The 21,593-nt window shown below is 63.7% G+C and carries 18 protein-coding genes; 5 read left to right on the forward strand and 13 right to left on the reverse strand.

The features are described 5' to 3' along the window. Positions 1-126: 126 nt before the first annotated feature. Positions 127-1,773: an adenylate/guanylate cyclase domain-containing protein gene (locus M2360_RS08340; protein WP_280774344.1), complete on the forward strand. Its 1,647-nt coding sequence runs from the start codon at positions 127-129 to the stop codon at positions 1,771-1,773. 9 nt (positions 1,774-1,782) lie between these two features. Here M2360_RS08340 and M2360_RS08345 read toward each other — a convergent pair whose 3' ends face one another. From M2360_RS08345 to M2360_RS08405, 13 genes are all read right to left on the reverse strand, one after another. Continuing rightward, positions 1,783-3,297, reverse strand: coding sequence for an aldehyde dehydrogenase family protein (locus M2360_RS08345; RefSeq protein ID WP_280774346.1), 1,515 nt, complete (start codon positions 3,295-3,297; stop codon positions 1,783-1,785). Beyond that, positions 3,294-3,782 carry a 2Fe-2S iron-sulfur cluster-binding protein gene (locus M2360_RS08350; protein ID WP_280774347.1) on the reverse strand — a complete coding sequence of 163 codons (489 nt, stop codon included), beginning with the start codon at positions 3,780-3,782 and terminating at the stop codon, positions 3,294-3,296. Before M2360_RS08350 ends, M2360_RS08345 begins: the two co-directional genes overlap by 4 nt. Further along, positions 3,779-6,916, reverse strand: coding sequence for a molybdopterin cofactor-binding domain-containing protein (locus tag M2360_RS08355; protein WP_280774349.1), 3,138 nt, complete (start codon positions 6,914-6,916; stop codon positions 3,779-3,781). Before M2360_RS08355 ends, M2360_RS08350 begins: the two co-directional genes overlap by 4 nt. Further along, the gene (locus tag M2360_RS08360; protein ID WP_280774350.1) at positions 6,916-7,785 is read right to left on the reverse strand and encodes an aromatic ring-hydroxylating dioxygenase subunit alpha; all 870 of its coding nucleotides are present in this window, start codon (positions 7,783-7,785) and stop codon (positions 6,916-6,918) included. Before M2360_RS08360 ends, M2360_RS08355 begins: the two co-directional genes overlap by 1 nt. A 3-nt stretch (positions 7,786-7,788) precedes the next feature. Beyond that, positions 7,789-9,174 carry an amidohydrolase gene (locus M2360_RS08365; protein ID WP_280774352.1) on the reverse strand — a complete coding sequence of 462 codons (1,386 nt, stop codon included), beginning with the start codon at positions 9,172-9,174 and terminating at the stop codon, positions 7,789-7,791. 40 nt (positions 9,175-9,214) lie between these two features. After that, positions 9,215-10,774, reverse strand: coding sequence for a GMC family oxidoreductase N-terminal domain-containing protein (locus M2360_RS08370; RefSeq protein ID WP_280774354.1), 1,560 nt, complete (start codon positions 10,772-10,774; stop codon positions 9,215-9,217). Between the two features lie 8 nt (positions 10,775-10,782). Beyond that, complete coding sequence (locus M2360_RS08375) at positions 10,783-11,391, reverse strand: thiamine pyrophosphate-dependent enzyme (RefSeq protein ID WP_280774355.1); 609 nt, start codon at positions 11,389-11,391, stop codon at positions 10,783-10,785. Then, positions 11,388-11,888: a thiamine pyrophosphate-binding protein gene (locus tag M2360_RS08380; protein WP_280774356.1), complete on the reverse strand. Its 501-nt coding sequence runs from the start codon at positions 11,886-11,888 to the stop codon at positions 11,388-11,390. Before M2360_RS08380 ends, M2360_RS08375 begins: the two co-directional genes overlap by 4 nt. A 93-nt stretch (positions 11,889-11,981) precedes the next feature. Next, positions 11,982-12,914 (reverse strand): LysR family transcriptional regulator, encoded by a 933-nt coding sequence (locus tag M2360_RS08385; protein WP_280774358.1) that lies wholly within the window; start codon positions 12,912-12,914, stop codon positions 11,982-11,984. Between the two features lie 4 nt (positions 12,915-12,918). Further along, complete coding sequence (locus M2360_RS08390; RefSeq protein WP_280774360.1) at positions 12,919-14,718, reverse strand: adenine deaminase C-terminal domain-containing protein; 1,800 nt, start codon at positions 14,716-14,718, stop codon at positions 12,919-12,921. An 18-nt stretch (positions 14,719-14,736) separates the two neighbouring features. Next, the gene (locus tag M2360_RS08395; protein ID WP_280774362.1) at positions 14,737-15,366 is read right to left on the reverse strand and encodes a glutathione S-transferase family protein; all 630 of its coding nucleotides are present in this window, start codon (positions 15,364-15,366) and stop codon (positions 14,737-14,739) included. After that, positions 15,366-16,058: a Rieske (2Fe-2S) protein gene (locus M2360_RS08400; protein ID WP_280774364.1), complete on the reverse strand. Its 693-nt coding sequence runs from the start codon at positions 16,056-16,058 to the stop codon at positions 15,366-15,368. The genes M2360_RS08395 and M2360_RS08400 overlap by 1 nt, the downstream gene beginning before the upstream one ends. Before the next feature lie 42 nt (positions 16,059-16,100). Then, positions 16,101-16,403: a hypothetical protein gene (locus M2360_RS08405; RefSeq protein WP_280774366.1), complete on the reverse strand. Its 303-nt coding sequence runs from the start codon at positions 16,401-16,403 to the stop codon at positions 16,101-16,103. 389 nt (positions 16,404-16,792) lie between these two features. On the opposite strand from M2360_RS08405, the gene M2360_RS08410 reads away from it, so the two are divergent. From M2360_RS08410 to M2360_RS08425, 4 genes are all read left to right on the forward strand, one after another. After that, complete coding sequence (locus M2360_RS08410; RefSeq protein WP_280774368.1) at positions 16,793-17,908, forward strand: BMP family ABC transporter substrate-binding protein; 1,116 nt, start codon at positions 16,793-16,795, stop codon at positions 17,906-17,908. A 70-nt stretch (positions 17,909-17,978) separates the two neighbouring features. Next, a complete protein-coding gene (locus M2360_RS08415; protein WP_280774370.1) occupies positions 17,979-19,559 on the forward strand; it encodes an ABC transporter ATP-binding protein in 1,581 nt (526 codons plus the stop codon). Beyond that, positions 19,552-20,598, forward strand: a complete 1,047-nt coding sequence (locus M2360_RS08420) for an ABC transporter permease (RefSeq protein ID WP_280774372.1) — start codon at positions 19,552-19,554, stop codon at positions 20,596-20,598. The genes M2360_RS08415 and M2360_RS08420 overlap by 8 nt, the downstream gene beginning before the upstream one ends. Positions 20,599-20,609: 11 nt before the next feature. Next, positions 20,610-21,548: an ABC transporter permease gene (locus M2360_RS08425; RefSeq protein WP_137157537.1), complete on the forward strand. Its 939-nt coding sequence runs from the start codon at positions 20,610-20,612 to the stop codon at positions 21,546-21,548. Positions 21,549-21,593: the final 45 nt, after the last annotated feature.

The raw sequence follows: 21,593 nt of genomic DNA on the forward strand, positions 1-21,593 counted from the left end.
CTTGGTTACCTCCTGATGCATTCCGGACACGCCGAAAGATGCGGACATCGTCTCCGCCAGACGCTATGAACGGAAATCGTGCGCATTGGACGCGCACGGTCGCAGCAGGTCCGACAGGAAGGCGTCTTGACGATCCGATATTTCACCAACCGTTCACGCCTTCACATCGCTTCCGGCGTCGTCCTCGCCGTGTTTCTCGTTACGCATTTCATCAACCATGCGCTTGGCTTGCATTCCCTGGCGTTGATGGAGTGGGGCCGGGTCTATTTCAGTCTGATCTGGCGCAGTCCGCCCGGCACAGTGCTGCTCTACGGCGCGCTTCTGACGCATGCGGCGCTGGCGCTCGAACAGTTGGCCCTGCGCCGCAGCTGGCGGATGCCGGCGCGGGAGGCGCTGAAGATCGCTTTCGGTCTGTCGATCCCCTATCTGATGATGGCGCATGTGGCGGGAACGCGGCTGGAATACGCGTTGTCGGGCTATGACCGCGGTTATCTCGAAGTCCTGCGGGCGCTTTGGAGCGGCGTCGGGTCGAAGATCCAGTATATCCTCGCTCTGCTCGTGGTCTGGGGCCATGCCTGTCTCGGTCTGTGGTACTGGCTGCGTGGAAAGACCTGGTTCGGGCGCGCTGCCGGCTTTCTTGGCGCTCTGGCGCTATTGCTTCTGTTCATAGCCCTGGCCGGTTTCGTCACCGGCGGCGTCGAGGCGCGGGGGACCGCCATGCCACGGCCTGCGGTCCGGCCCCTGTCGCTCGATCAACTCTATACGATTCAGTATTGGCTTTATGGCGGTTGGACCTTGCTCATCGCCGCGGCCGCCTCATCGGGTTTTCTCGTGCGGGGGGAAAAAATCCGTGTGCGTTACGCCGGCGGAAAACTGGTTGCGGTTCCCAAGGGGTCGAGTGTTCTCGAGGCGAGCCGATCCGGCGGCGTGCCGCATGTTTCCGTCTGCGGCGGCAAGGGGCGATGTTCCACCTGCCGCGTCCAAGTGCTCGATGGCGGCCAAGGCCAGCCGGAGCCCGAGGCGCGCGAAGCCGCGACGCTGCGCAGCATCGGGGCGGGGGCGGATGTCAGGCTCGCTTGTCAGTTGCGGCCCACTCATGATCTAACCGTGTTGCCGCTGCTGGACGCCTCCGACTTCGATCGGGCGCCCGGGCGGTCCAGCGACGGCGCGGCGGGTCGCGAGCGCCTCGTGGCCGCGCTGTTTTGCGACCTGCGCGGCTTCACGCAACTTTCGGAGAGCAAGCTGCCCTATGACGTGGTGTTTCTGCTCAATCGTTACTTCTCCATGGTGGACAGGGCGGTGACGGAATCAGGCGGCGTGGTCGACAAATTCATCGGCGACGGCGCGATCGCGCTGTTTGGGTTGGAAACTGGTTTCGATGTTGGCTGCCGACAGGCGCTCGCCGCCGCCGCGCGACTCTCTGACGAATTGCGCGGCCTGAACCTGTCGCTGGCCGCCGAGCTCGACAGGCCGTTGCGCGTCGCCATGGGCCTGCATGGCGGCACGGCCATTGTCGGGCGCATGGGGTCTGGCCGGGCAGCCGGGCTGACGGCGATCGGCGACACGATCAACACCGCAAGCCGGCTTGAAGGCCTGGCCAAGCAACGCAATGTCGAGCTTGCCGTCTCCGCCGATCTCGTCCGCGCCGCCGGCGCCGACTGTACGGATCTGCAATCCGAGCATCTGGAAATTCGCGGCAAGAGCGGTCTTCTTGAAACCTGGCTGGTGCCGGACGCTGCGACAGTGCGGCGCCTGCTGCCGGTCGCCAAGTAGCCGCCGGCTTCAGATCACCGCGCAGACGGTCTTGGTCTCCAGATAGTTTTCGAGCCCCTGTCCGCCGTTTTCATAGCCCCAGCCGGATTGCTTGTGGCCGCCCTTGGGCAGTTCCGGCGAGAAATAGGAATGGCAATTGATCCAGATCGTGCCGGCCTTTACTGCCGCCGCGACGCGATGGGCGCTGGAGAGATCCTGCGTCCAGACGCTGCCGGCCAGGCCGTAGGGACTGTCGTTGGCGAAGGCGAGCGCTTCCTCGATCTCGTCGAACGGCGTCACTGCCGCCACGGGGCCGAAAATCTCTTCCCGCATCATGCGCATGTCAGGCCGTACCGAGGTGACGACCGTCGGCAGATAGAACGCGCCGGTCTCGCCCTCCTGCCGTCCGCCCACCGCGATCTCGGCGCCATCGGACTTGCCCTCATCGATGAAAGCCGCGACGCGATCGGCTTGCTTGCGGTTGACCAGCGGTCCGAGATCGACCTTGGGGTCGAGGCCATGGCCGAGCGTCATTCCACCCGCCGTCGCCGCTAGTCTTTCAACGACCTCCTCATAGACAGAGCGATGGGCATAGATTCTGGAGCCCGCGACGCAGACCTGGCCGGAATTGGCGAAAATGCCCCTGGCGACGCCGGGAATTGCAAGCGCCATATCGGCGTCGGAGAGGATGATGGCAGGGGATTTACCGCCGAGTTCCAGCGTCAGCTTTTTGAGATTGCCCTGGGCCGCGCGGACGATGAGCTTGCCGACCTCGGTCGATCCGGTGAAGGCGACCTTGTCGATATCGGGATGGGCGGTCAACGCTGCGCCGACATCCTCGCCGAAGCCGGTGACGATATTGACGACGCCGGCCGGCAGGCCTGCCTCTATCATCAATTCGCCGAGGCGTATGGCTGTGAGAGATGTCTCCTCCGCCGGCTTCAGCACCACTGTGCAGCCCGCGGCCAAAGCCGGCGCAAGTTTCATGGCGGCCATCAACATCGGAGAGTTCCAGGGCGTGATGGCGGCGACCACGCCGACAGGCTCGCGGGTGGTGTAGGCAAAAATCTGTTTGCCCTGGGGCTGATAGGCGATCGAGGTCGGGATCGTCTGCCCAAGGATTTTTGTGGCGAAGCCGGCATAGTAGCGGAATTGTTCCGCCGAGGCCGGGATCTCGCCGAAGCGGCCGGTCTTGAAGCTCTTGCCCTGATCGAGCGTTTCGAGTTCAGCCAGTTCGTCGACATGCGACTCGATGAGATCGGCAATCCGCCACAGAAGTTTGCCACGCGCCGAGGGCGTCATGCCTTTCCAAGTGGGGCTGGTCAACGCTCGGCGGGCTGCCGCCACGGCTTCATCGACATCCGCGGCCGTTGCGCGGGCGAGATCCGCAAGATGCTGACCGGTTGCAGGATCGTGACTCGGAAAGGTTTCGCCGTCTTCTGCCTTGCGCCAGACGCCGTCGATCAGAAGCTGTTTTTCCGGTGCGGCGAGAAATGCCCGCGCCCCTTCGCTTGCGGGTTCGTGGACGGTGAGCGTGAAGGTCATGCTAGGCCTCCGGTGGCGCGCTTGGCGCGCAGCATGGCGGCCGCCGACAGAGCGCCGCGCAGAATGGAATGATAGCCGGTGCAACGACAGAGATTGCCTTCGAGCCCGGCGCGAATGGCCGCCTCGTCGGCGTCAGGGTTCTCTTTGAGAAGCGCGAGCAGCGCGATGGAAAAGCCCGGCGCGCAATAGCCGCATTGAAAGGCGTTTTCCGCAATCAGCGCCTCTCGCAGGAGGCGGCCTTCCGGCAGGTTATCGAGGCCTTCGACCGTGACGATGTCGGCGCCGTCGATCCGCCAGGCCATGGTCAGGCATGTATTGATCGCTTTGCCGTCAATCAGCGCCAGACAGGCGCCGCAGCGGCCGAGACCGCAGGCGATCTTGGTCCCCATCATGCCCAAATGATCGCGCAACAGCGTGGCGAGCGAAAGATCAGGCGGACAATCCAGCGATACGGTTTCGCCATTCAATATGAAGTTCATATTCATGCGGCCTCCAGAGCGGCGAGGATCGCTTCGGGAGAGAAGGGCGTCACGGTGGGCCAGACGCCGGAAATCACAGCCATGGCGTTGGCGATGGCTGGCGTGATCGCGCCGATGCCGAGTTCGCCGGGGCCGCGCGGCCCCAATTCGTCGCCGTCGTCGAGGCTCTCGAGCGCGAAAATCTGCATGGCGGCGGGCGCGTCCTGAATGCCAGGCAGCATATAACTGTCGAGATTGCCGGTGAGATAGCGGCCGTCGCGCATGGTCGCATCCTCCGTAAGCGTAAAGCCCAGGCCCTGCACCGCGCCGCCCTCCAGCTGGCCGAGATAGGCGGCGACGTCGATCACAGGCCCGGCGGCGGTGTGCTGGTGTATATCGAGGATGCGGATTTCTCCCGTCACGCGGCTCACGGCCACGCGCGCCAGCGCCGCGCCGAAGGCGAAGATGTAGCGGGCATTGCCGGCGGAATAACTGTTCTTCGGGAATTCGAAGGCGATGGTGACACTGGGGCGCTCATTCGGCGCGAGGCGTTCGGCGAGTTGTCGATAGGTCAGAAGCAGATCGCCGTGATTGGCGCCGCGCAGCGTGACGCCGCCGGGAGCGAGCGCCAAACTTTCGGGATCGCGTCCGAGACAGGCGGCTGCCGCAGTCCGCATCTTCAGAGAAAATTCCGGAGCGGCCCTGCGCGCCGTCAGCCATACGACGGCGGAACCACGCGAGGCGGTGGTGGAGCCGGATTCCGGCGCGAGCGAGGTGTCGCCGGTGACGGGCCAGACATCGTCGCGGCTGCAGCCGAGCTCGTCGGCCAGTACGGATTTGATGGCGGTCAGCAGGCCCTGACCCATTTCATCCAGACCATAAGCGCCTTCGATCATCCCGTCCTCGGTGAGCGAGACCCGGCCGCCGGCAGGATCAGGGACCAACGAGCCCAGGCCGTTGCCCTGATAGTTCAGCGCCATGCCGGCGCCGATGACCCATTCGCCATCAGGCTGGACGCCCGAGGGCATGCGCCAGATCGGCGACGCTGTAGCGGCGGCGAGCATGTCGTGAATACGCTCGGACGGCGCGACCTCCTGGCCGAGATAGCCTGGCGTTCCCGGCTCGCGAAGATTTCGGGCGCGGATCTCGATCGGGTCGAGGCCTGCGAGCGCTGCAAGACGGTCCATCTGGCATTCGATGGCATAGGTCATCTGATTGGCGCCGAAGCCGCGAAACGCGCCGCAGACGCCGTTGTTGGTGTAGGCGAGCCGACCGCGCGTCGTGACATTCGCGACGACATAGGGACCGGCGGCGTGTTCATGCGCGGTTTCGAGCACGCCGGGCCCGAGCGAGGCATAGGCGCCGGCGTCCGACAGCACGTCAACCTCCTGCGCCACCAGCCGTCCCTCAGCGTCGCAGGCGGTGCGCATGCGGATCGTCATCGGATTACGCTTCTGACCGGCGAGCACGGATTCTGCGCGGCTGAGCTGCAATCGGACCGGGCGACCACTCTTCAGCGCCAGAAGCGCGAGCGCCGGCTGGACCGTCAGTTCATCCTTGCCGCCAAAGGCGCCGCCGGTCGGGCTGGTGATGACGCGGATTTTCTCTTCCGGCATGGCGAGGATGCGCGACAATTGCATCCGGTCTCGGCCGCCATGCTGGCCGCCGACGGCGACAAGCAGCGATCCGTCCTCCTCGATCCGCGCATAGCCGCCTTCGGTCTCCATGAAGCCGTGCATCTGGCGGGGCGTCACATAGACGTCCTCGACCAAATGGGCCGCCGTGGCTAAGGCTGAGGCCGCGTCGCCGCGTGAGAAGGTGATGTCACGCTGCAGATTGCCTCCGTCGTGAACGAGGGACGCGTCCGGCTGCAGGGCCTGTTCGGGACTGGTCACCACCGGCAGCGCCTCGTAGTCGACCCGGATCAGCGACAGCGCCTTCTCCGCGGTCTCGGCGTCGACGGCAGCGACGGCCGCCACCGCATCGCCGACATAGCGGACCTTGTCCGCGCAGAGCGCGGGTTGATCCTGCACGACGATGCCGAACGCGTTGTCGCCCTGGATATCGCGATGAGTCACGACCGCGACGACGCCGGGCAGCGCCTCGGCGAGACTGGTGTCGATGGAGAGGATGCGGGCATGGGGGACGCCGGCGCGCAGGATACGGCCGACCAGCATGTCCTCCTGTCGCCGGTCGGTGAGGTAAGAAAGCTTGCCTTCGACCTTGTCGCGCATATCGGGTCTGACATGCCAGCGATCGGGGTGCTCGCTGCGCGACAGAGCGACTTCGCCGTCGATCCCTGGAGCAGTCGGCGGTGAGTAGGCGGCGCGATCAGCCATTGTCGGCAACACGCCGCCGAGACCGTGAACGAGGGCATTCGCCGCCGCCAGCCGCCGGTAGCGGCCCGACCTGAAATCATCATCCGGCGCGTCGATCATTTCGATAAGAGCGTCGCGGATCGCGCTCCAATCCAGATCGCAGTCGTTGCGGCCGATCAGCAAATTTTCGACGGCAAACAGCCTATGGGGGCGCGTGATGCCGCCCCCGACCGCGAGGCGCGCTCCAGCGATCTCGCCGCCGTCCATCGCGAGGATACCCGCGACATTGATGACGCTCGGCGTGAAAGCGGCGCGCAGGCCGATCTTGCGCCATGTCCAGCGTTGGACGTCTTGGCGCGGCAGCTCGATGGCGACAATCAGTTCCAGCGCCTGCGGCGACCCAGCCAGCCATTCTTGCAGCGGCATCACGAACTGACCACCCGGCGTGGCGAGGACCAGATTGGCCTCAACAGCCAGAAGCGCGGGCAGCAGGCAGCCGTTGCGATTGGCGATATTGCCGCCGATCGTCGCCATGTTGCGGATCGAGGGTCCAGCGACGGTGCGGATGGCGGCGGCGAGAAGAGGACAGGCCTCCGAAAGCCTGCTGTTTCCGGCAAGCTCAGCGAGCGTCGTCAGTGCGCCGAGCGAGGCCCGTTCCTGACTGAAGGAGATGCCACGCAAGGCCGATAGCCCCGAAAGATCGATCAACCCCTCCGGCTTCGGCGCGCCTTTGGCCCAATCGAGTTGCGTCGTCGTCGCACCCGCGACGGGTTTCAATCTCCCGCCGCCGGTGCGGATCAGCGAAAACACGTCGTCGATGGAGCGCGCACGCCAGATCTGCATCAATGCCCCCCCGCCGTGGTGCCGTAGCGCAGGCCCTTCTCCTTGAGCCAGCGGCGATAAGCGATGGAAGAGCTGTCGGCGCGGGTGGGGATCTCGGCGCGCGGTTCGAGCGGCAGCAGCAGCGGCCGCTGGTTTTCGACGATGATCCGGTCCTGAAGAAAGATCACCTGTTCGAAATTCAGAAGCGCCTTATGGGTCGAGAGGCTGTCGACCAGATACATCACCGGCTGCGCCCGGCAGAGCCCATCCTCCATCGGCTGGATGAACAGCGCGATGGCGTCGAGCCGGTTCGGCGAGGTCGGACAGACGCGGTAGAGCATCACAACGAAAGGCGAGGGCACGCGATAGGTCAGCCGAACGAAATCGCCCTGCGCCTCGGTCGCGGCGATGCGCGGCTGGAAGAAGGTGCAATTGGTCGCCCAGACCTCGTCGACGTCGCGGCGGATTTCGCTCAGATAATTCGGCACCTCCGTATGCGGCTCGGACCCGAGAATATCCGTATGCACGAAGGGGAAATGCGCCATGTCGAGGAAATTCTCGACCACGCGCAGGCCAGACGCGCGCATCGTCACCCAACCGCACGGCACGAAGCGGCGATCGCTCTCCTCGGCTTCTTCGATATGGACGATATCCTTTTGCGGGGCGCCGAGCGTGGTGAAAAGGCAGCCATAGCGGATGCGGGTCGGCAAGGGCGGGCCGAGCGCGCCGTCATCCAGCATCTCGCGCACCTCAGGCGCGCCCGCAGCGTCGAGCACGTAGACCAGCGATTGGCCGAGGAGCTTGGTCGTCTGCGGCGCCTCGGTCACCTCGCTCGCGGTCGCGATGGCGTACCAATCGTCAAGCGCCACCTGATCGGTTGTTTTAGCCATCGCTTACTCCGTTCCGTCGGTCCATTGCTTGGTCCCGCCGCCATTGGCCGCCAGCCATTCGGCGCGACGGGCGAAATGATCGGGCGCGAAGCGGTGGATCTCATTGATGATCTCGCTGATATCGGCCGTCTTCAGCGCGCCGTCTTCGACGATGATGTCGCCATCGACCATGGTCAGTACGACATCGCCGCCGCGTACGGCATGGACGAGATTATGGTGCAGATTGAAATAGGGGCCTTCGGGGAAGAACGGCGTCATGCGCGGCGTGTTGGATTTTACCGCGATGATGTCGGCGCGCTTGCCCACTTCGATCGAGCCGATCTCATGATCGAGGCCGATGGCCTTGGCGCCGAGGATTGTGGCCATGTGCAGGCATTGCCAGCTGTCCATTGCGGCGGCGTCGCGATCCCTGAGCTTGCCGAGCAGAGACGCGGTCTTCATCTCCTCGAACATGTCGAAATTGTTGTTTTCCTTTTCGCCATCGGTGCCGATGCCGACGGCGACGCCATGGGCGATCATGTCGGCGATCGGTGCGATGCCGGAGGCCAGCTTCATGTTGGAGACCGGATTGTGGGCGACCGAGACATTGTATTTCGAGATCAGCTCGATCTCATGCGCATTGAGCCAAACGGCGTGGGCGATCATGGTCAGCGGCGTCTCGAAGAAACCGAGTTCCTCGAGCGCGAACATCGGCCGCTTGCCATAGCGGGTCATGAATTCCGCCACCTCGATCTCGGCTTCCGAGCAATGGGTATGAAAGCCGGTCTTATGCTTCTTGGCGAGTTCGATCGCCCGCTTCTGGCCCGCCTCGTCGGCATAGAACAAATGTTCGAGGCCGACCCAGACATTGACGCGACCGCCGGCCTTGCGGTGCCAGGTCTCGATCAACGCCTCGTTCATGTCGAGCGTGTCGAAATAGTTGTAATCCGAATGCTCGCCGACATAGGGCACGGCGACCAGCCGCGTGCCGATGGCTTCGGCGGCCCTGGCGCTGCCGTCCATATAGCGCCACATGTCGACCACCGTCGTTGTGCCCGCCAGCGCGGATTCGGCGTAGCAGAGCCAGCTGGCGGTTTCCGCCTCATGCGGCTGAAGCATGCGGTGCATGGGGTTGATGTGGATGGTCAGCCAGTCCCACACCGGCAAATGCTCGGCGGTGCCGCGCAGAAAGCCGGAATGGGCATGGGCGTTGATGAGGCCGGGCATCAACACGGCGTTGGTCATCATCTTGACCGGAAAATCCGGATAGGCTGCCGTGATCTCGTCGAGCGGTCCAACCGCGAGGATGCGGCCGTCATCGATTGCAACCGCTCCCTCGGCGATCACGGTGTTATCGTCATCCATGGTCAGCAGGCTCTCGCCCGCGATGATCATTGCCGTCTTCGCCATGTTCTCTCCTGGTCTCCCTCATGGAGACGCGATGCAAAATTCAGGCCGCTCCCAACAGAAAATCGGCGGCGCGTTCGCCGATCATCGTGACGGGAGCATGGGTGTTGCAGGTCGGTATGATCGGAATGACCGACGCATCGGCGATCGTCAGACCGTCGAGGCCGCGCAGCTTCAGACGCGCGTCGACCACGGCCATTTCGTCATTGCCCATTTTCGCCGTCCCGACCGGATGGAAGAAGGTGGAGCATCCCTGGCGGATGAAATCGATCATCTCAGGCTTGGACAGCCGCCGGGACGGCGCGGAAAATCCATCAAACAGATCCGAGAAAGCGCGGGTTTCGGCGAGATCCATCATCGTCTCCACCGCCACTATGAGCGCATCGAGATCGGAAGGTTCGGCCAAATAATTCGGCTGGATGTCGAGCGGGCCGAACGGATCGGATGACAGCATTTTCACATGGCCAATGCTTTTGGAATGCATCAGCCCCGCGCCGATCGAGAAGACGTCGCCGGAGAGATCGTAAAGCTCGCGGATGCGCGGCTCGGCCGAATTTCCCTGGACGGGAAAAGCGTGGATATCGGGCTGGAGAAGGCCGGAACGGGATTTCCAGTTGATCATCGAGCCGCCGCCATTGTCGAGCGCGGGTCCCATCGGCTGTTTCGATCGACAGACTACCGCCTGCACCAATGGATGATCCTGCAGATTCTTGCCGACGCCGGGCAGCGCATGGCGGAACTCTATGCCGAGGGATGCCAATTCCTCGGGATCGCCGATGCCGGAAAGCATCAGCAGGCGCGGCGTATCGATCGCGCCCGCCGCCAGCACGACCTGGGTGGTCGCGCGCGTCTCGATGGGCTGTCCTTCCACGAGATGCTGGACGCCGACGATCGCGCCGTTTTCGATCATCAGGCCGACAGCCTGGGAGTTGCACAGGATCGTGAGGCGCGGATTGCCGAATATGGGCGCGAGATAGCCGGTGACAGAACTCCAGCGCTTGCCACCGGAAATGTTGAAATTGGAGGGAGCTGCGCCTTCATTGGTCTCGGAATTTGGATCGGCTATCCTTGGAATGCCGAGTTCCCCAGCCCCTTCGATCAACGCTTGCGCAACGGGATGCAGCGCCTTGCTGGTCTCGATCCGCAGCGGTCCGCCCGCGCCTCGGAAAGCTGTCTCTCCGCCTTCCCAATCTTCCGCGCGTTTGAAATAGGGCAGGCAGTCGGCGAAGCTCCAACCGTCGCATCCGGCGGCGCCCCAGGCGTCGTAGTCGGCGGAGTGGCCGCGATACCACATCATGGCGTTGGTGGAGGAGGAACCGCCGAGCACCTTGCCGCGCGGAATGCCGATCGTGCGACCGGCGACGCGCTCGGTCGGGGCGTAGTCGTAAAGCCAGTCATGCCGGCTGCGGCCGAGCGGCACCCATCGGGTGGGATCGGTGATCTCCGGCGCGTCGAATTCTGCCGAGCCTGCCTCGATCACCAAGACTGTCGCATCCGCGCCCTCGATCAGCCGCCGCGCCACCGCCGCGCCGCCCGAGCCCGAGCCGACGACGATGTAGTCATAGGCTTTCAGGAGCGGGCGGTTCGTAACGGGGCGTGGCATCATCTGTCTCAATTGTGCTCGCTCGGGCCCATGATGACGATGCCTTCGGTCGCCTCAACATGGCGGACGAAAATGTATTTGTCCTCGCGTCCGTCGGAATGTTTGCGCTTGATGTCGGGCTGCACTGTGCCCGCCACTTTCGCGACGACGATATAGGGGACATCTGCTGATAATCCGGCCTCGCAATGGGCGTCGAATTCTTCGAGCGTGCGAGCAGTGAAGGCGTTTTCGACGCCCGCGCCGCGAGCGATGGCGGCGATATCCACCCGGCCGAAGGCGGTATGCGTCGGCGGGCCGCCGATCGACTGGTAGCACTCGTTGTCCCAGACCACCACGAACAGGTTTTTCGGCTGCTCATTGCCGAGCGTGGCGAGGATGCCGAGATTGAACATCATGCCGCCATCGGTGTCGAGCGAGACGATGCGGCGATGCGGAAGGCCGGCGGCCAATCCAAAAGCCTGAGGCGTCACGCAGCCGAGTTGTTGCTGGAACAGGCTCGCCTCGCGCATATGCGGGGCGGCGTTGTACCATTCGTCCACCGAGGCCCCGAGCGAGAGGATGACGAGCTCGTCTTTCAGGCGCGCAGCGAGCAGTTTCATGCAGTCGTAGCGCTTCATCGCACGATCTCCCCGCCGAGCGCGATGGCCGAATGGTAATAGGCGTTGTAGGACCAGTTATAGGCATCGACGATCGACTGTTCGATCTGCTCCTCTTCGCGGACGATCCGGTAGGGAATGCGCAACGCATTCAGCACCGGCTCCATGGTGATGCCGTGGGGGATAGCCCACCAATTGTTCTCGCCGAGTTCGCCGCGATAGCTCATCAGCATCACCACCGGAATGCCGGCGCCGAGGCCCATGCGGGCGAGCGGTTCGACCGAGGCGCGCAGGCCGGAATTCTCCATCACCAGCGCTGCGCGCTTGCCGGACAGGAACACGCCGCCGCAGATAGCAGCGCCTTCGCCCTCATTGGTGACGCGGATGGTGCGGATGTCAGGATCGGCGTCAAGCGCCGGATAGAGCGGTTTGAAAAGGGAATCGGGCAGGTAGCAGACGATGGATACGCCCGCTTTCTTGAGACCCCGCAGCACCGCGTCGACGGCTGATTGCTTCATGATTGTAACTCCGTTCGCTGGGAGCAGAGCAAATTGGAGGTGTTCCGAATAGACAAGAAAATTTGTCTGGCTTGTTGCGTCATAAGCAACAACTCACGTTGTCGTGGCTGCGCCGAGACGATCGACCGCCTCGGCGAGCAGTTTACCGAAAGCGGAGGCGGCGTCGGATATTTCCTTTTCGGAGCGCGACAGCAACATCAGCTTTCGCGGCGGCAGGCGGCTGTCCTTCAGCGGGATAAAATTCAGCGTGCCCTCGGCAAGCTCCTGTTCGACGCCGACTCGCGTCTGCAGCACTGCGCCAAGATTGCGCTTGGCGAGATCCACCATCAGCCCGATCGAATTGGTGCGGGCGCGGCGCGAGAGGTCGATGAGCGACCGGTTGAACGCCTCCTCGACCGAGGCGCCCAGCGTCAGCGAAGCGTCCGACAGGATGACCCGCTGGTTGGCGAGATCGAACAGCTTGAGTTCAGTGCGCTCCGCCATCTCGCTGCCTGGCAGGGCGAGAACGCCGAGCGGCAACAGCGCCTGGGTGATGCGCCGCATGGCGCGCGGAGGCCGGATATCGAAGACGACGGCGAGATCGCAATCGCCTTCCGCCACCGCTGTCGCCGCCTGTTGAGAACCCATCACCTTGATTTCGACGGTGATGTCGGGATGCCGTCCCCAGAACTGCTGTAACGCCCCTGGCATCAGGCCGCGGGCGACGCTTTCCACCACCGCCACCGACAGCGAGCCACGATGCAACCCGTGCAACTCGTTGATTTCGTTGCAGGCGCGGTTGAGTTCGCCGAGACTCGCGCGGGCGTGATAGAGCATCAATTCGCCGGCGCTGGTGAGTTTCAGCCTTTGCCGGACGCGTTCGAACAGCGGCGTGCCCAACTCGTCCTCGAGCTGTTTCAGCACGCGGCTGATGGAGGAGGGCGCGACATTGAGCGCGAGCGCCGCCTGCCGGATCGAGCCCAGCCGCGCCACCAGCTGGAAATAGTGGATGCGGGTGGCGACGAGCCCGAGCCGGAAAGGGTCCATGGCGTCAGGCCGGCTCGAACAGCGGCTGGATGCGCATCTCAGGCACCAGCACATTGCCCTTGTCGGTGATGCGGATTTCCGGGATCACCGACAGGGGGATCAGGTTGAAGCCCATATAGGGAATGGTGCAGCCCGCCTTTTCCCATTCGATCTTGAGCTTCTGCACCTCTTCGGCCACCACATGCACACGCTTGTCGGACAGGAGCCCGGCGATCGGCAGCGGCACCATGGCGGTCACCACGCCGTCCTGCACCACGCAGACGCCGCCCTGATGGGCTTCGATGGCGCGGAGCGCCACCTGCATATCCGCCTCGTTCGCGCCGGCGATGATGATGTTGTGGCTGTCATGGCCGACCGAAGAGGCGACCGCGCCGCTCTTCAGCGCGAAATTCGACAGGAGGCCATGGGCGACATTGCCCGAAGATTTGCCATGGCGCTCGATCACGGTGACGAAGCACAGGCCGTGGCGGTCGAACTGCGTCTGCCAGTCGTTCGCAGGCTCGAGCCGGATCTGCTCGTGACCGAGAATGATGCCCGGCAATTCGGTGCGGATCGTATGCGCAATCACGGGCGTCGTCGGCAGGTCCGGGGTGAGCTTCAGCTCCTTCGGCAGCTTCACCGTATGATAGGCGGCTTCGGGATAGCGCCAGAGGTCGGACAGCGCTTCATCCAGGATCGGGGTGATCTTCTTCTGGTCGACAACGAGTTCGCCGCCATACCAGGTGCTGACGGGCTTGAGATCGTCGTCGAGCAGCACGAGATCGGCGCGTCGGCTGCCGCCCATGCCGCCAATTTCGCCTTCCTTGCCGAAGCGGGTCGCGCCATGGAGAGAGCCCATCGACCAGGCTTGTTCCTTGGTCATGCCGGCCTTCACCGCTTCGCGCACCACCCAGTCCATGCCGAAGGTCAGAAGGTCGTCGGCGTCACGGTCGTCGGTGCACACGGCGACGCGCTTGTGCGACGAGCCGAGTTCGGTGATCGTGCGGATGGCGTCCGGCAGCGAATGCCAGGGCGTGGTCGGCGGGCCGCCGCGCAGGAAGAGCCAGATGCCGGCTTCCAGCATGTCGTCGGCGATATCGCGGTCGATGGCTTCATGGGTGTCGGTGACGCCTGAAGCGGCGTAGGCCGCGACAAACTCTCTGCCATAGACATGGCCGCAGACCGGCTTGCCGCGCGACAGCGCCGCCGCCAGGATCGCGTGGCTGCGCTCGTCACCCATGGTCACCGGCACGAAATCCATCTTTTCACCGAGCGCCACGGCCTCGGGCCATTTGTCGAACAGCGCCGCGATCTTGTCGGGCGTCAGGTCGCCGCCGGCGGTTTCGAGTTCCGGCGAGGTCGCCGGCACGGTCGAGGGCACGGTGAGGAAGATGGACAACGGCGCATGCCGGGCATCCTCCAGCATCGCCTCGACGCCGGCGACATCCATGACATTGCCGATCTCGTGGCTGTCGCAGAAAATCGTCGTGGTGCCATTGAGGAGTGCGGCCTCCGCATAGGCGCAGGCCGTCACCATCGAGCTTTCGATATGGATATGCGGGTCGACGAGCCCGGGCGCGATGATGCCCCCCTTGGCGTCATAGCGTTTCGCGCCGCCCTTGTGGGTTCCGGCAGGCTTGACGGCGGCGATGCGGCCGCCGGCGATCCAGACTTCCCGGGCTGGCAGGATGCGTTCGGAATAGGTCGAGAGCACGCGCGCGTCGGAGATGACGAGATCGGGATCGGCGCGTCCGGAGGCGACATCGGCGAGCCTTCGGGTCATGCTGGCGAGTGGCGCGACGGAAAAACGGGTGAGGGACGTCATGGTCTTCTCCTGAGGCCGTCAGTGATAATCGGGAATGCCCGGCATGGTCTTGAACCCGTCGAGCGTGCGGAACCGGCGGATCCAGCGCCGCAGCGCCGGGAATTCGTCGTGATCGATGCCGAAATCGCGCGACAGCGCGAAGATCGGAAACAGCGTGACATCGGCGATCGTGGCGTGGTCGGCCGCAAACCATTCAACGCCGTCCATCTGGCGAAGGGTCATGTGGTCGTCCATGGCGCGAAAGGCTTCGCGCGCAGCGCTTCTCAGCGCATCGAGATCGCCCGGCTCACCAAACAGCGCCACAAGCCTGGCCTGCATGGCAGGCGCGAGCGCCGAGGCGGAGAAATTCAGCCAGCGCATGGTTTCGCCGAAAGCCCTGAGCTCCATCGGCAGGAACTGCCCCGATGGATCGTAGGCCTTGGCGAGATAGGCGAGGATGGCCTCCGGGCCATACAGCGTCAACTCGCCATCCTTTATCACCGGCAGGGAGCCCAGCGGCGACAGCGCTCGCATGGCGGGGCCGAGATGTTCCTTGCCCGGAACCATGTCGACAGCCACGACCTCGTGCGGCGTCTTGAGCATCGACAGCAGCAGCCTGACGCGGTAACTGGAATCGTCGAGTTCGTAATTGTAGAGAGTGAGAGACATTACGCCACCTTCGCCATGGGAGTGACAGGGGCGGTTTCGATTGCGCGCCGGGCGTTCTCGGCCCATTTGGCTATGCTTTTCCGCGCAGCGGCGTCGACCGCGCCGATGGCCGCGATATGCAGCGCGCTTTTATCTGCCGCGACCGACTGACCGGCGATAAGAAGTTTGACCTCACCGCTCGTGAAAAGCACAGCGCCCGAAGACAGCGTCTCCATCGACACATCCGCGCCGTCGATTGGCAGGCAAGGCAACAGGGGCGCAATGGCCTCGACCGGACGGTCGATATAGAGGCTGCGGATCGGCGTGACGTCGTCGGATATGGCAGGCAGCGCCGAAGCGTCCGCCGTCTCCTTGAGACAGGTCCAGATCACGCCGCCGCGCTCAGTGACCGCATAGGACGGGATCTTGATGGTCGAGGGAACCTCAAGGTCGGGATGCGCCGGAATATAGCGGCATTGGCCGCCCGTATCGTATTGCCAACCGTGATAGAGGCAGGCGATGTGATCGCCGCGCACAAAGCCGAAGCTCATGCGCATGCCGCGATGGGGACAGCGATCTTCCCAGACATGCGCATTGCCGCTGTTGTCGCGCCAGACTACGATTTCAAACCCATTGATCTGTGTGCCTGCTGAGGTTCCGGCCTCAATCGAGGCGCTGAGCGCTACCGGCGTCCAGCCGCTTGCCGCTGTCATCTTCTTGCTCCTTCGTATCCGATCCCGGGGATCATTCAATTCTCAATTCCTGACATCCGCGCGAGTGACCTCGCGGATGATGCAATCCCTTGGCCCCAGGCTGCAGGCCATTTCGAACATGTCCACCAGGGCCTCCTGGCCGCTCACCCGCACGGTCGCCCGGCCGGAGTCGCAAGCGTCTATGGCGAGGGCGAGATCGAGCCGCGCCGCCCTGTGGCGCGCAAACTCGATGAAGCTTTCGCTGGCGATGTCGCCGATAAAGGCAAACTTGATCTCTTCGGTCACGTCGTGTCCTACATTGCGGGGCTTTGGCCAGACAGCACAAATGATAGCCTGCTGGCGCATGCGTTTTGTCCTTGTCTCGGCCCGTTAATTGGGCGTATGGCTAAAAAATAGCCATGCACCCGATTTCATCACTGTAGACTTTGGCTTGCGCCGATTTCAAGCGATTTTTTCGCCCTACTTGTTGCGCTCAGCGCATCAACCGCGTCGAAATTTGAGGTCTATGCGGAACATCCTCTATTTGAAAGGCTGCCGATCCGGCGGTTCCTGATCCTCTGGCGGCGGTGCGCGCTGGTTATGCGTTGAGCGCGCCGACAGCGATGGAGTTGCAAGGGTTTGCGGGGAATTCCCGCAAGGGCTGCGACTGCGGGCCTTGGCACAGGAGTTGCTTCAGTTACGTCGAAAGCGTCGGAAGCTAGGACTATCCGGCGGAAAACCAAAAAGGGGTTCACATGATCGATCTGCGTAGTCTTTCCCGCCGCGGCTTCCTCAACATGGCTGCCGCCGGCGCCGCATCCACCATGCTGCCGGGCGGCTTTGCCCGTTCGGCGATGGCAGCCACCCCGCTCGCGGCCGTCAAGGAAGAAGACGCCGTTATCGGCTTTGGCCATGTCGGCCCGATCACCGACGAAGGCTGGACCTGGAGCCACCATCAGGGCCTGCTCGCCGTCAAGGAAGCCTATCCGAAGCTCAAGAAGGTTCTCGAAGTCGAGAACGTTCCCTATTCCGCCGATGCGACGCGCACCTATCGCCAGTTCGTCAGCGAAGGCGCCAACATGATCTTCGATACGTCGTCGACCGGCGACTTCCTGCATGAAGTGGTCAAGCGCGCGCCTGATACGGCCTTCCTGGAATGCAACGGCCATATCCTGATGGATAATCTCGGCTGGTATTATCTGGCTCACTGGTATCCGACCTATGTCCTGGGCGTTGCCGCCGGCATGTTGTCGAAGACAGGCAAGCTCGGTTACGTCGCCTCCTTCCCGGTCGCCTCGGTCTATGCCTCGACCAACGCTTTCCTGATGGGCGCCCGCACCGTCAATCCCAACGCGACCTGTAAGGCCATCGCGATCAATTCCTGGTTCGATCCGCAGGCCGCCTCGCAGGCCGGCACCGCGCTGATCGACGATGGTTGCGACTTCCTGTTCGGCATCATGGACGAGGCCGCCTATCTGCAGGTGGCTGAAAAGCGCGGCGTCTGGGCGGCGATGTGGAACACCGACATCCGCCGTTACGGCCCGAATTCCTACGTGTCCTCGATCATTATCGACTTCAAGAAGTTCTATGTCGATCAGGTCGGCAAGCGTCTCGCCGGAACCTGGACGCCGGCCGAAACCCTGTTCGGCATGGGCGCCGGCGTCGACCGCGACAAATGGGGCGAGAAGGTCCCGGCCGAAGTTGGCAAGGCGGCTGACGCCGTGCGCGACAAGATCCTCGGCGGCTGGTCGCCGTTCACGGGCGAACTCAAGGACTCCAAGGGCAATGTCAAGGTCGCCAAGGGCCAGACAATGACTGAGCTGGAGCTTTACAACTGGGATTGGTCCGTCGAAGGCGTCACCGGCCTCTGATCCCTTTTCTTGGGAAGGGCGCAGTCTGCGCCCTTCCTTTCCCGCATGTCCCCATATCCGGTCACGCCTGATGTCAGAACATCCGATCCGCTATGTTGCTCCGCCCGGCGCTGCCCCTCTCGTGCAGTTGAAAGGCATCGCTAAGTACTTCCCCGGTGTCATCGCCAACGAGGATGTGGATCTCGACGTCATGCCGGGAGAAATTCATGCGCTTCTGGGCGAGAACGGGGCCGGCAAATCCACGCTCATGAACATCCTCACCGGCATCTATCAGCCAGATGGCGGCGAAATCATCATTGACGGTTATGCGCGGGAATTTTCCACGCCGCAGCATGCCATTGCCGCTGGCATCGGGATGGTTCACCAGCATTTCAAGCTGGTCAACGCCTTCACCGTCGCGGAAAACATCCATCTCGGCTGGAGCGAAACGCCGCGCCGGGCCTCTGCTGCCGTGCTCGAAGCGCGCACCGCCGATCTTGCCGCCAAATTCAATCTTGACGTCCGGCCCGCGGCCCGCATCACCGAATTGTCGACCGGCGAGCAGCAGCGCGTCGAAATCCTGCGCGTTCTGGCGCGCCGGGCGAAGGTTCTCATTCTCGATGAGCCGACAGCCGTTCTGACCCCCGGAGAAGCGCGCGAACTGTTCAAGGCGTTGCGCGAGTTCGTCTCGACCGGCAACGCCGTCATTTTCATCTCCCACAAGCTCGACGAAGTGCTGGAGATTTCCGACCGCATCACCATTTTGCGCGGCGGCCGCAAGATCGCCACCGAAAACGCCGAGGACTGTACGCCCGCCAAGCTTGCCCGCTTGATGGTGGGCCGCGACATCGTGCTCGCCGATATGCGCGGCCGTCCCGAAGGCGCCGCCCCGATGTCGGCGACCCCGGTGCTCAGCCTGCGCAATGTCATCGCGCTCAATGATCTGGGCGACGAGGCGCTGCATGGCCTGTCGCTGGATGTCCGCGCCGGCGAGATCGTCGGCGTCGCAGGCGTCGCCGGCAACGGTCAGCGCGAACTCTCTCAGGTGCTGACCGGCACCCGCGGCATTGCGTCCGGGGAAATCGTGCTCGACGGACAGGTGATAGGTCGCGCCAATGCCGCCGATTTTGTCGCGCGCGGCGTCGGACACATTCCGGAGGACCGTCTGCATAGCGGGCTCGCGCCGGCGCTCAGCGTCGCCATCAACGTGGTGATGCGGGAATATGGCGCGCCGCCTGTCACCAAAGGCGGCGTCTATCGTCCTGGCGCGGCGACCGCGCTTGCCAAGGAGATCGCGGCGGCGGCAGACGTCGCCATTCCCGATTTCGCCATGCCGATCCGTAATCTCTCCGGCGGCAACCAGCAGCGCCTCGTCGCCCGCCGTGAGATGCGTGTAGCCACCAAGGCTCTGGTCGCCGCCTATCCCAGCCGGGGCCTCGATGTCGGCGCCATCAACACCATGCTGCGCTATATCGTCGAACTGCGCGACGCCGGCGCCGGCATCATTCTGATTTCAGAGGATCTCGAAGAATTGCTCAATCTCTCCGATCGCATCGCAGTCCTCTATGAAGGAAAGATTATGGGCGTCGTGGACAACGACACTGTCGACATCGAGGAGATCGGTCTGCTGATGGGCGGCCGCAGCAAGGACGGGGGCGCCGTCCATGGCTAAGGTCCGTCTCCAACGACTTCCCTCCGCCCATCCCGGCATGGCGCTCGGCGCCCGAATCGCGGCTATCGCGCTCGCCTTGATTTTCGCCGGCGTCATCCTCGCGTTTGCAGGCCACAATCCGCTCATGCTGGGCATGGAGGTTATCGGGGCCTCGTTCGGCTCATCCTTCGGCATGGAGGATCTGGGGCTCCTGGTCATCCCGCTTATTCTCACCGGGCTTTCGGTGACGGTGGCGCAACAGATCGGCGCCTGGAATATCGGCGCTGAAGGCCAGTTTTACGCCGGCGCATTTGCTGCCACCGCCGTCGGACTGTTCATCCCCTTGCCGGACGGTTTGAGCCTGGTCGCAATGTTCATCGCCGGCGCGATCGGCGGGCTGATCTGGATCTTGATCCCGACGCTTGCGCGCGCCTACGCCAATGTCAGCGAACTCATCACGACCCTGCTTCTGAACTTCGTCGCCATTCTGCTGGTCTATTATGTCTCGACCGACGCCTGGCGCGAGCGGGGAGGGGTGGCCAATTCCGCCACGCCGCGCATCCCGGCCGAAATGCCGGAATTCTGGGGCCTGGTGCATTGGGGCCTGCCGATCGCGGTGATCCTTGCCATCATCACGGCGCTGATCTTCAACTTCACCAAATGGGGCTATGAAATCCGGTTGATCGGCTCCAACCCTTCAGCGGGCCGTTACGCGGGCATCGCCTCGCGGCGCTATATGATCCTGGTCATGCTCGCATCCGGCGCGATCGCCGGCGTCGCCGGCATGCTGGAGATCGCCGGCACGGTGCATCGCCTGCAGGGCGGAATTTCCAACAATTACGGCTATCTCGGCATCATGGTGGCGGTGCTGGCGCGCGGCTCTTCGGTCGGTGTGATCTTCTCGGGCGCGCTGATGGCCTTCATTCTCAATTCCGGCATCATCCTGCAGACGGAGGGTCTCACCACCTCCGCCGTGCTCGCCATGACCGGCCTTATCCTCTTCCTCACCGCGATCGGCGATGAACTCGCCCATTACCGCATCGTGCGCGACAAGGCCTGAAAGGACACGCCATGGAACTCCTGACCGGTCTCCTCACCACTGCTTTTCTCGCTGGCGGCGTGCTGTCGCTCGCGGCCATCGGCGAGGTGATTTCCGAACGCGTCGGCGTGGTCAATCTCGGCGTCGAGGGCCTGATGGCGATGGGCGCGGTAACCGCCGTCGTCACCGTCACCGCCGCGCCCTATCCGATGCTGGGTTTCCTTGCCGCGCTCGTGGTTGGCGCGCTGCTCGGCGTGCTCTTCGCCACCGCCACCGTGGCGCTTCGCGCCAACCAGGTGCTGTGCGGACTGGCGCTGACGCTGATGGGCACCGGCCTCGCCCAGACTATCGGCAAAGCTTATTCGGGAATGCCGGTGCCGGCCACCTTCGAGGGCGTTGCGATCCCGCTTCTGTCCTCCATCCCGATCCTCGGCAAGGCCTTTTTCAGCCAGAACATTCTGGTCTATCTCATCTACATCATCCTGCCGTTCGGCCTCTCCTTTCTGATGTTCCGCACCCGACACGGCCTCAATATGCGCGCGGTCGGCGAAAATCCGGCGGCCGCCGACGCCGCCGGCATTCCGGTCAATCTCATCCGTTTCGGCTATGTTGCGCTGGGTTCGGCCCTGGCTGCGGGGGCGGGTGCCTATCTCGTTCTCGCTTTCGTGCCGTCCTGGTCGGATGGCGTTGTCTCCGGCCGCGGCTGGATTGCCGTGGCGTTGGTGATCTTCGCCGGCTATCGACCCATTCCGGCGGCGCTTTCGGGCCTGTTGTTCGGCTTCATCACTGCGCTCGGCTTTGTCGGCCAGGCGCGCGGCTGGCCGATCGCGCCGGCCTTCCTGTCGATGCTGCCCTATGCCGGCACGATCGCCTTCATCATCGCGCCCGTCGTGGCCTGGCAGCGGATGAAGCGGCTTATGGCGGCCCCGGCGGCGCTCGGCGAACCCTATTTCCGGAATGTGAGGTCGTGAACCGCTTGCCTCTGCGCGCGGACGGCGTCATGACAGGACAAGAGC

Source organism: Rhizobium sp. SG_E_25_P2 (assembly GCF_029892285.1).
Taxonomy (GTDB): domain Bacteria; phylum Pseudomonadota; class Alphaproteobacteria; order Rhizobiales; family Rhizobiaceae; genus Rhizobium_E.

Coding starts and splice junctions, on each gene's coding strand:
- M2360_RS08345 (WP_280774346.1), bottom strand. CDS start 3,297: ATGACCTTCACGCTCACCGTCCACGAACCCGCAAGCGAAGGGGCGCGG.
- M2360_RS08350 (WP_280774347.1), bottom strand. CDS start 3,782: ATGAATATGAACTTCATATTGAATGGCGAAACCGTATCGCTGGATTGT.
- M2360_RS08355 (WP_280774349.1), bottom strand. CDS start 6,916: ATGCAGATCTGGCGTGCGCGCTCCATCGACGACGTGTTTTCGCTGATC.
- M2360_RS08360 (WP_280774350.1), bottom strand. CDS start 7,785: ATGGCTAAAACAACCGATCAGGTGGCGCTTGACGATTGGTACGCCATC.
- M2360_RS08365 (WP_280774352.1), bottom strand. CDS start 9,174: ATGGCGAAGACGGCAATGATCATCGCGGGCGAGAGCCTGCTGACCATG.
- M2360_RS08370 (WP_280774354.1), bottom strand. CDS start 10,774: ATGCCACGCCCCGTTACGAACCGCCCGCTCCTGAAAGCCTATGACTAC.
- M2360_RS08375 (WP_280774355.1), bottom strand. CDS start 11,391: ATGAAGCGCTACGACTGCATGAAACTGCTCGCTGCGCGCCTGAAAGAC.
- M2360_RS08380 (WP_280774356.1), bottom strand. CDS start 11,888: ATGAAGCAATCAGCCGTCGACGCGGTGCTGCGGGGTCTCAAGAAAGCG.
- M2360_RS08385 (WP_280774358.1), bottom strand. CDS start 12,914: ATGGACCCTTTCCGGCTCGGGCTCGTCGCCACCCGCATCCACTATTTC.
- M2360_RS08390 (WP_280774360.1), bottom strand. CDS start 14,718: ATGACGTCCCTCACCCGTTTTTCCGTCGCGCCACTCGCCAGCATGACC.
- M2360_RS08395 (WP_280774362.1), bottom strand. CDS start 15,366: ATGTCTCTCACTCTCTACAATTACGAACTCGACGATTCCAGTTACCGC.
- M2360_RS08400 (WP_280774364.1), bottom strand. CDS start 16,058: ATGACAGCGGCAAGCGGCTGGACGCCGGTAGCGCTCAGCGCCTCGATT.
- M2360_RS08405 (WP_280774366.1), bottom strand. CDS start 16,403: ATGCGCCAGCAGGCTATCATTTGTGCTGTCTGGCCAAAGCCCCGCAAT.
- M2360_RS08410 (WP_280774368.1), top strand. CDS start 16,793: ATGATCGATCTGCGTAGTCTTTCCCGCCGCGGCTTCCTCAACATGGCT.
- M2360_RS08415 (WP_280774370.1), top strand. CDS start 17,979: ATGTCAGAACATCCGATCCGCTATGTTGCTCCGCCCGGCGCTGCCCCT.
- M2360_RS08420 (WP_280774372.1), top strand. CDS start 19,552: ATGGCTAAGGTCCGTCTCCAACGACTTCCCTCCGCCCATCCCGGCATG.
- M2360_RS08425 (WP_137157537.1), top strand. CDS start 20,610: ATGGAACTCCTGACCGGTCTCCTCACCACTGCTTTTCTCGCTGGCGGC.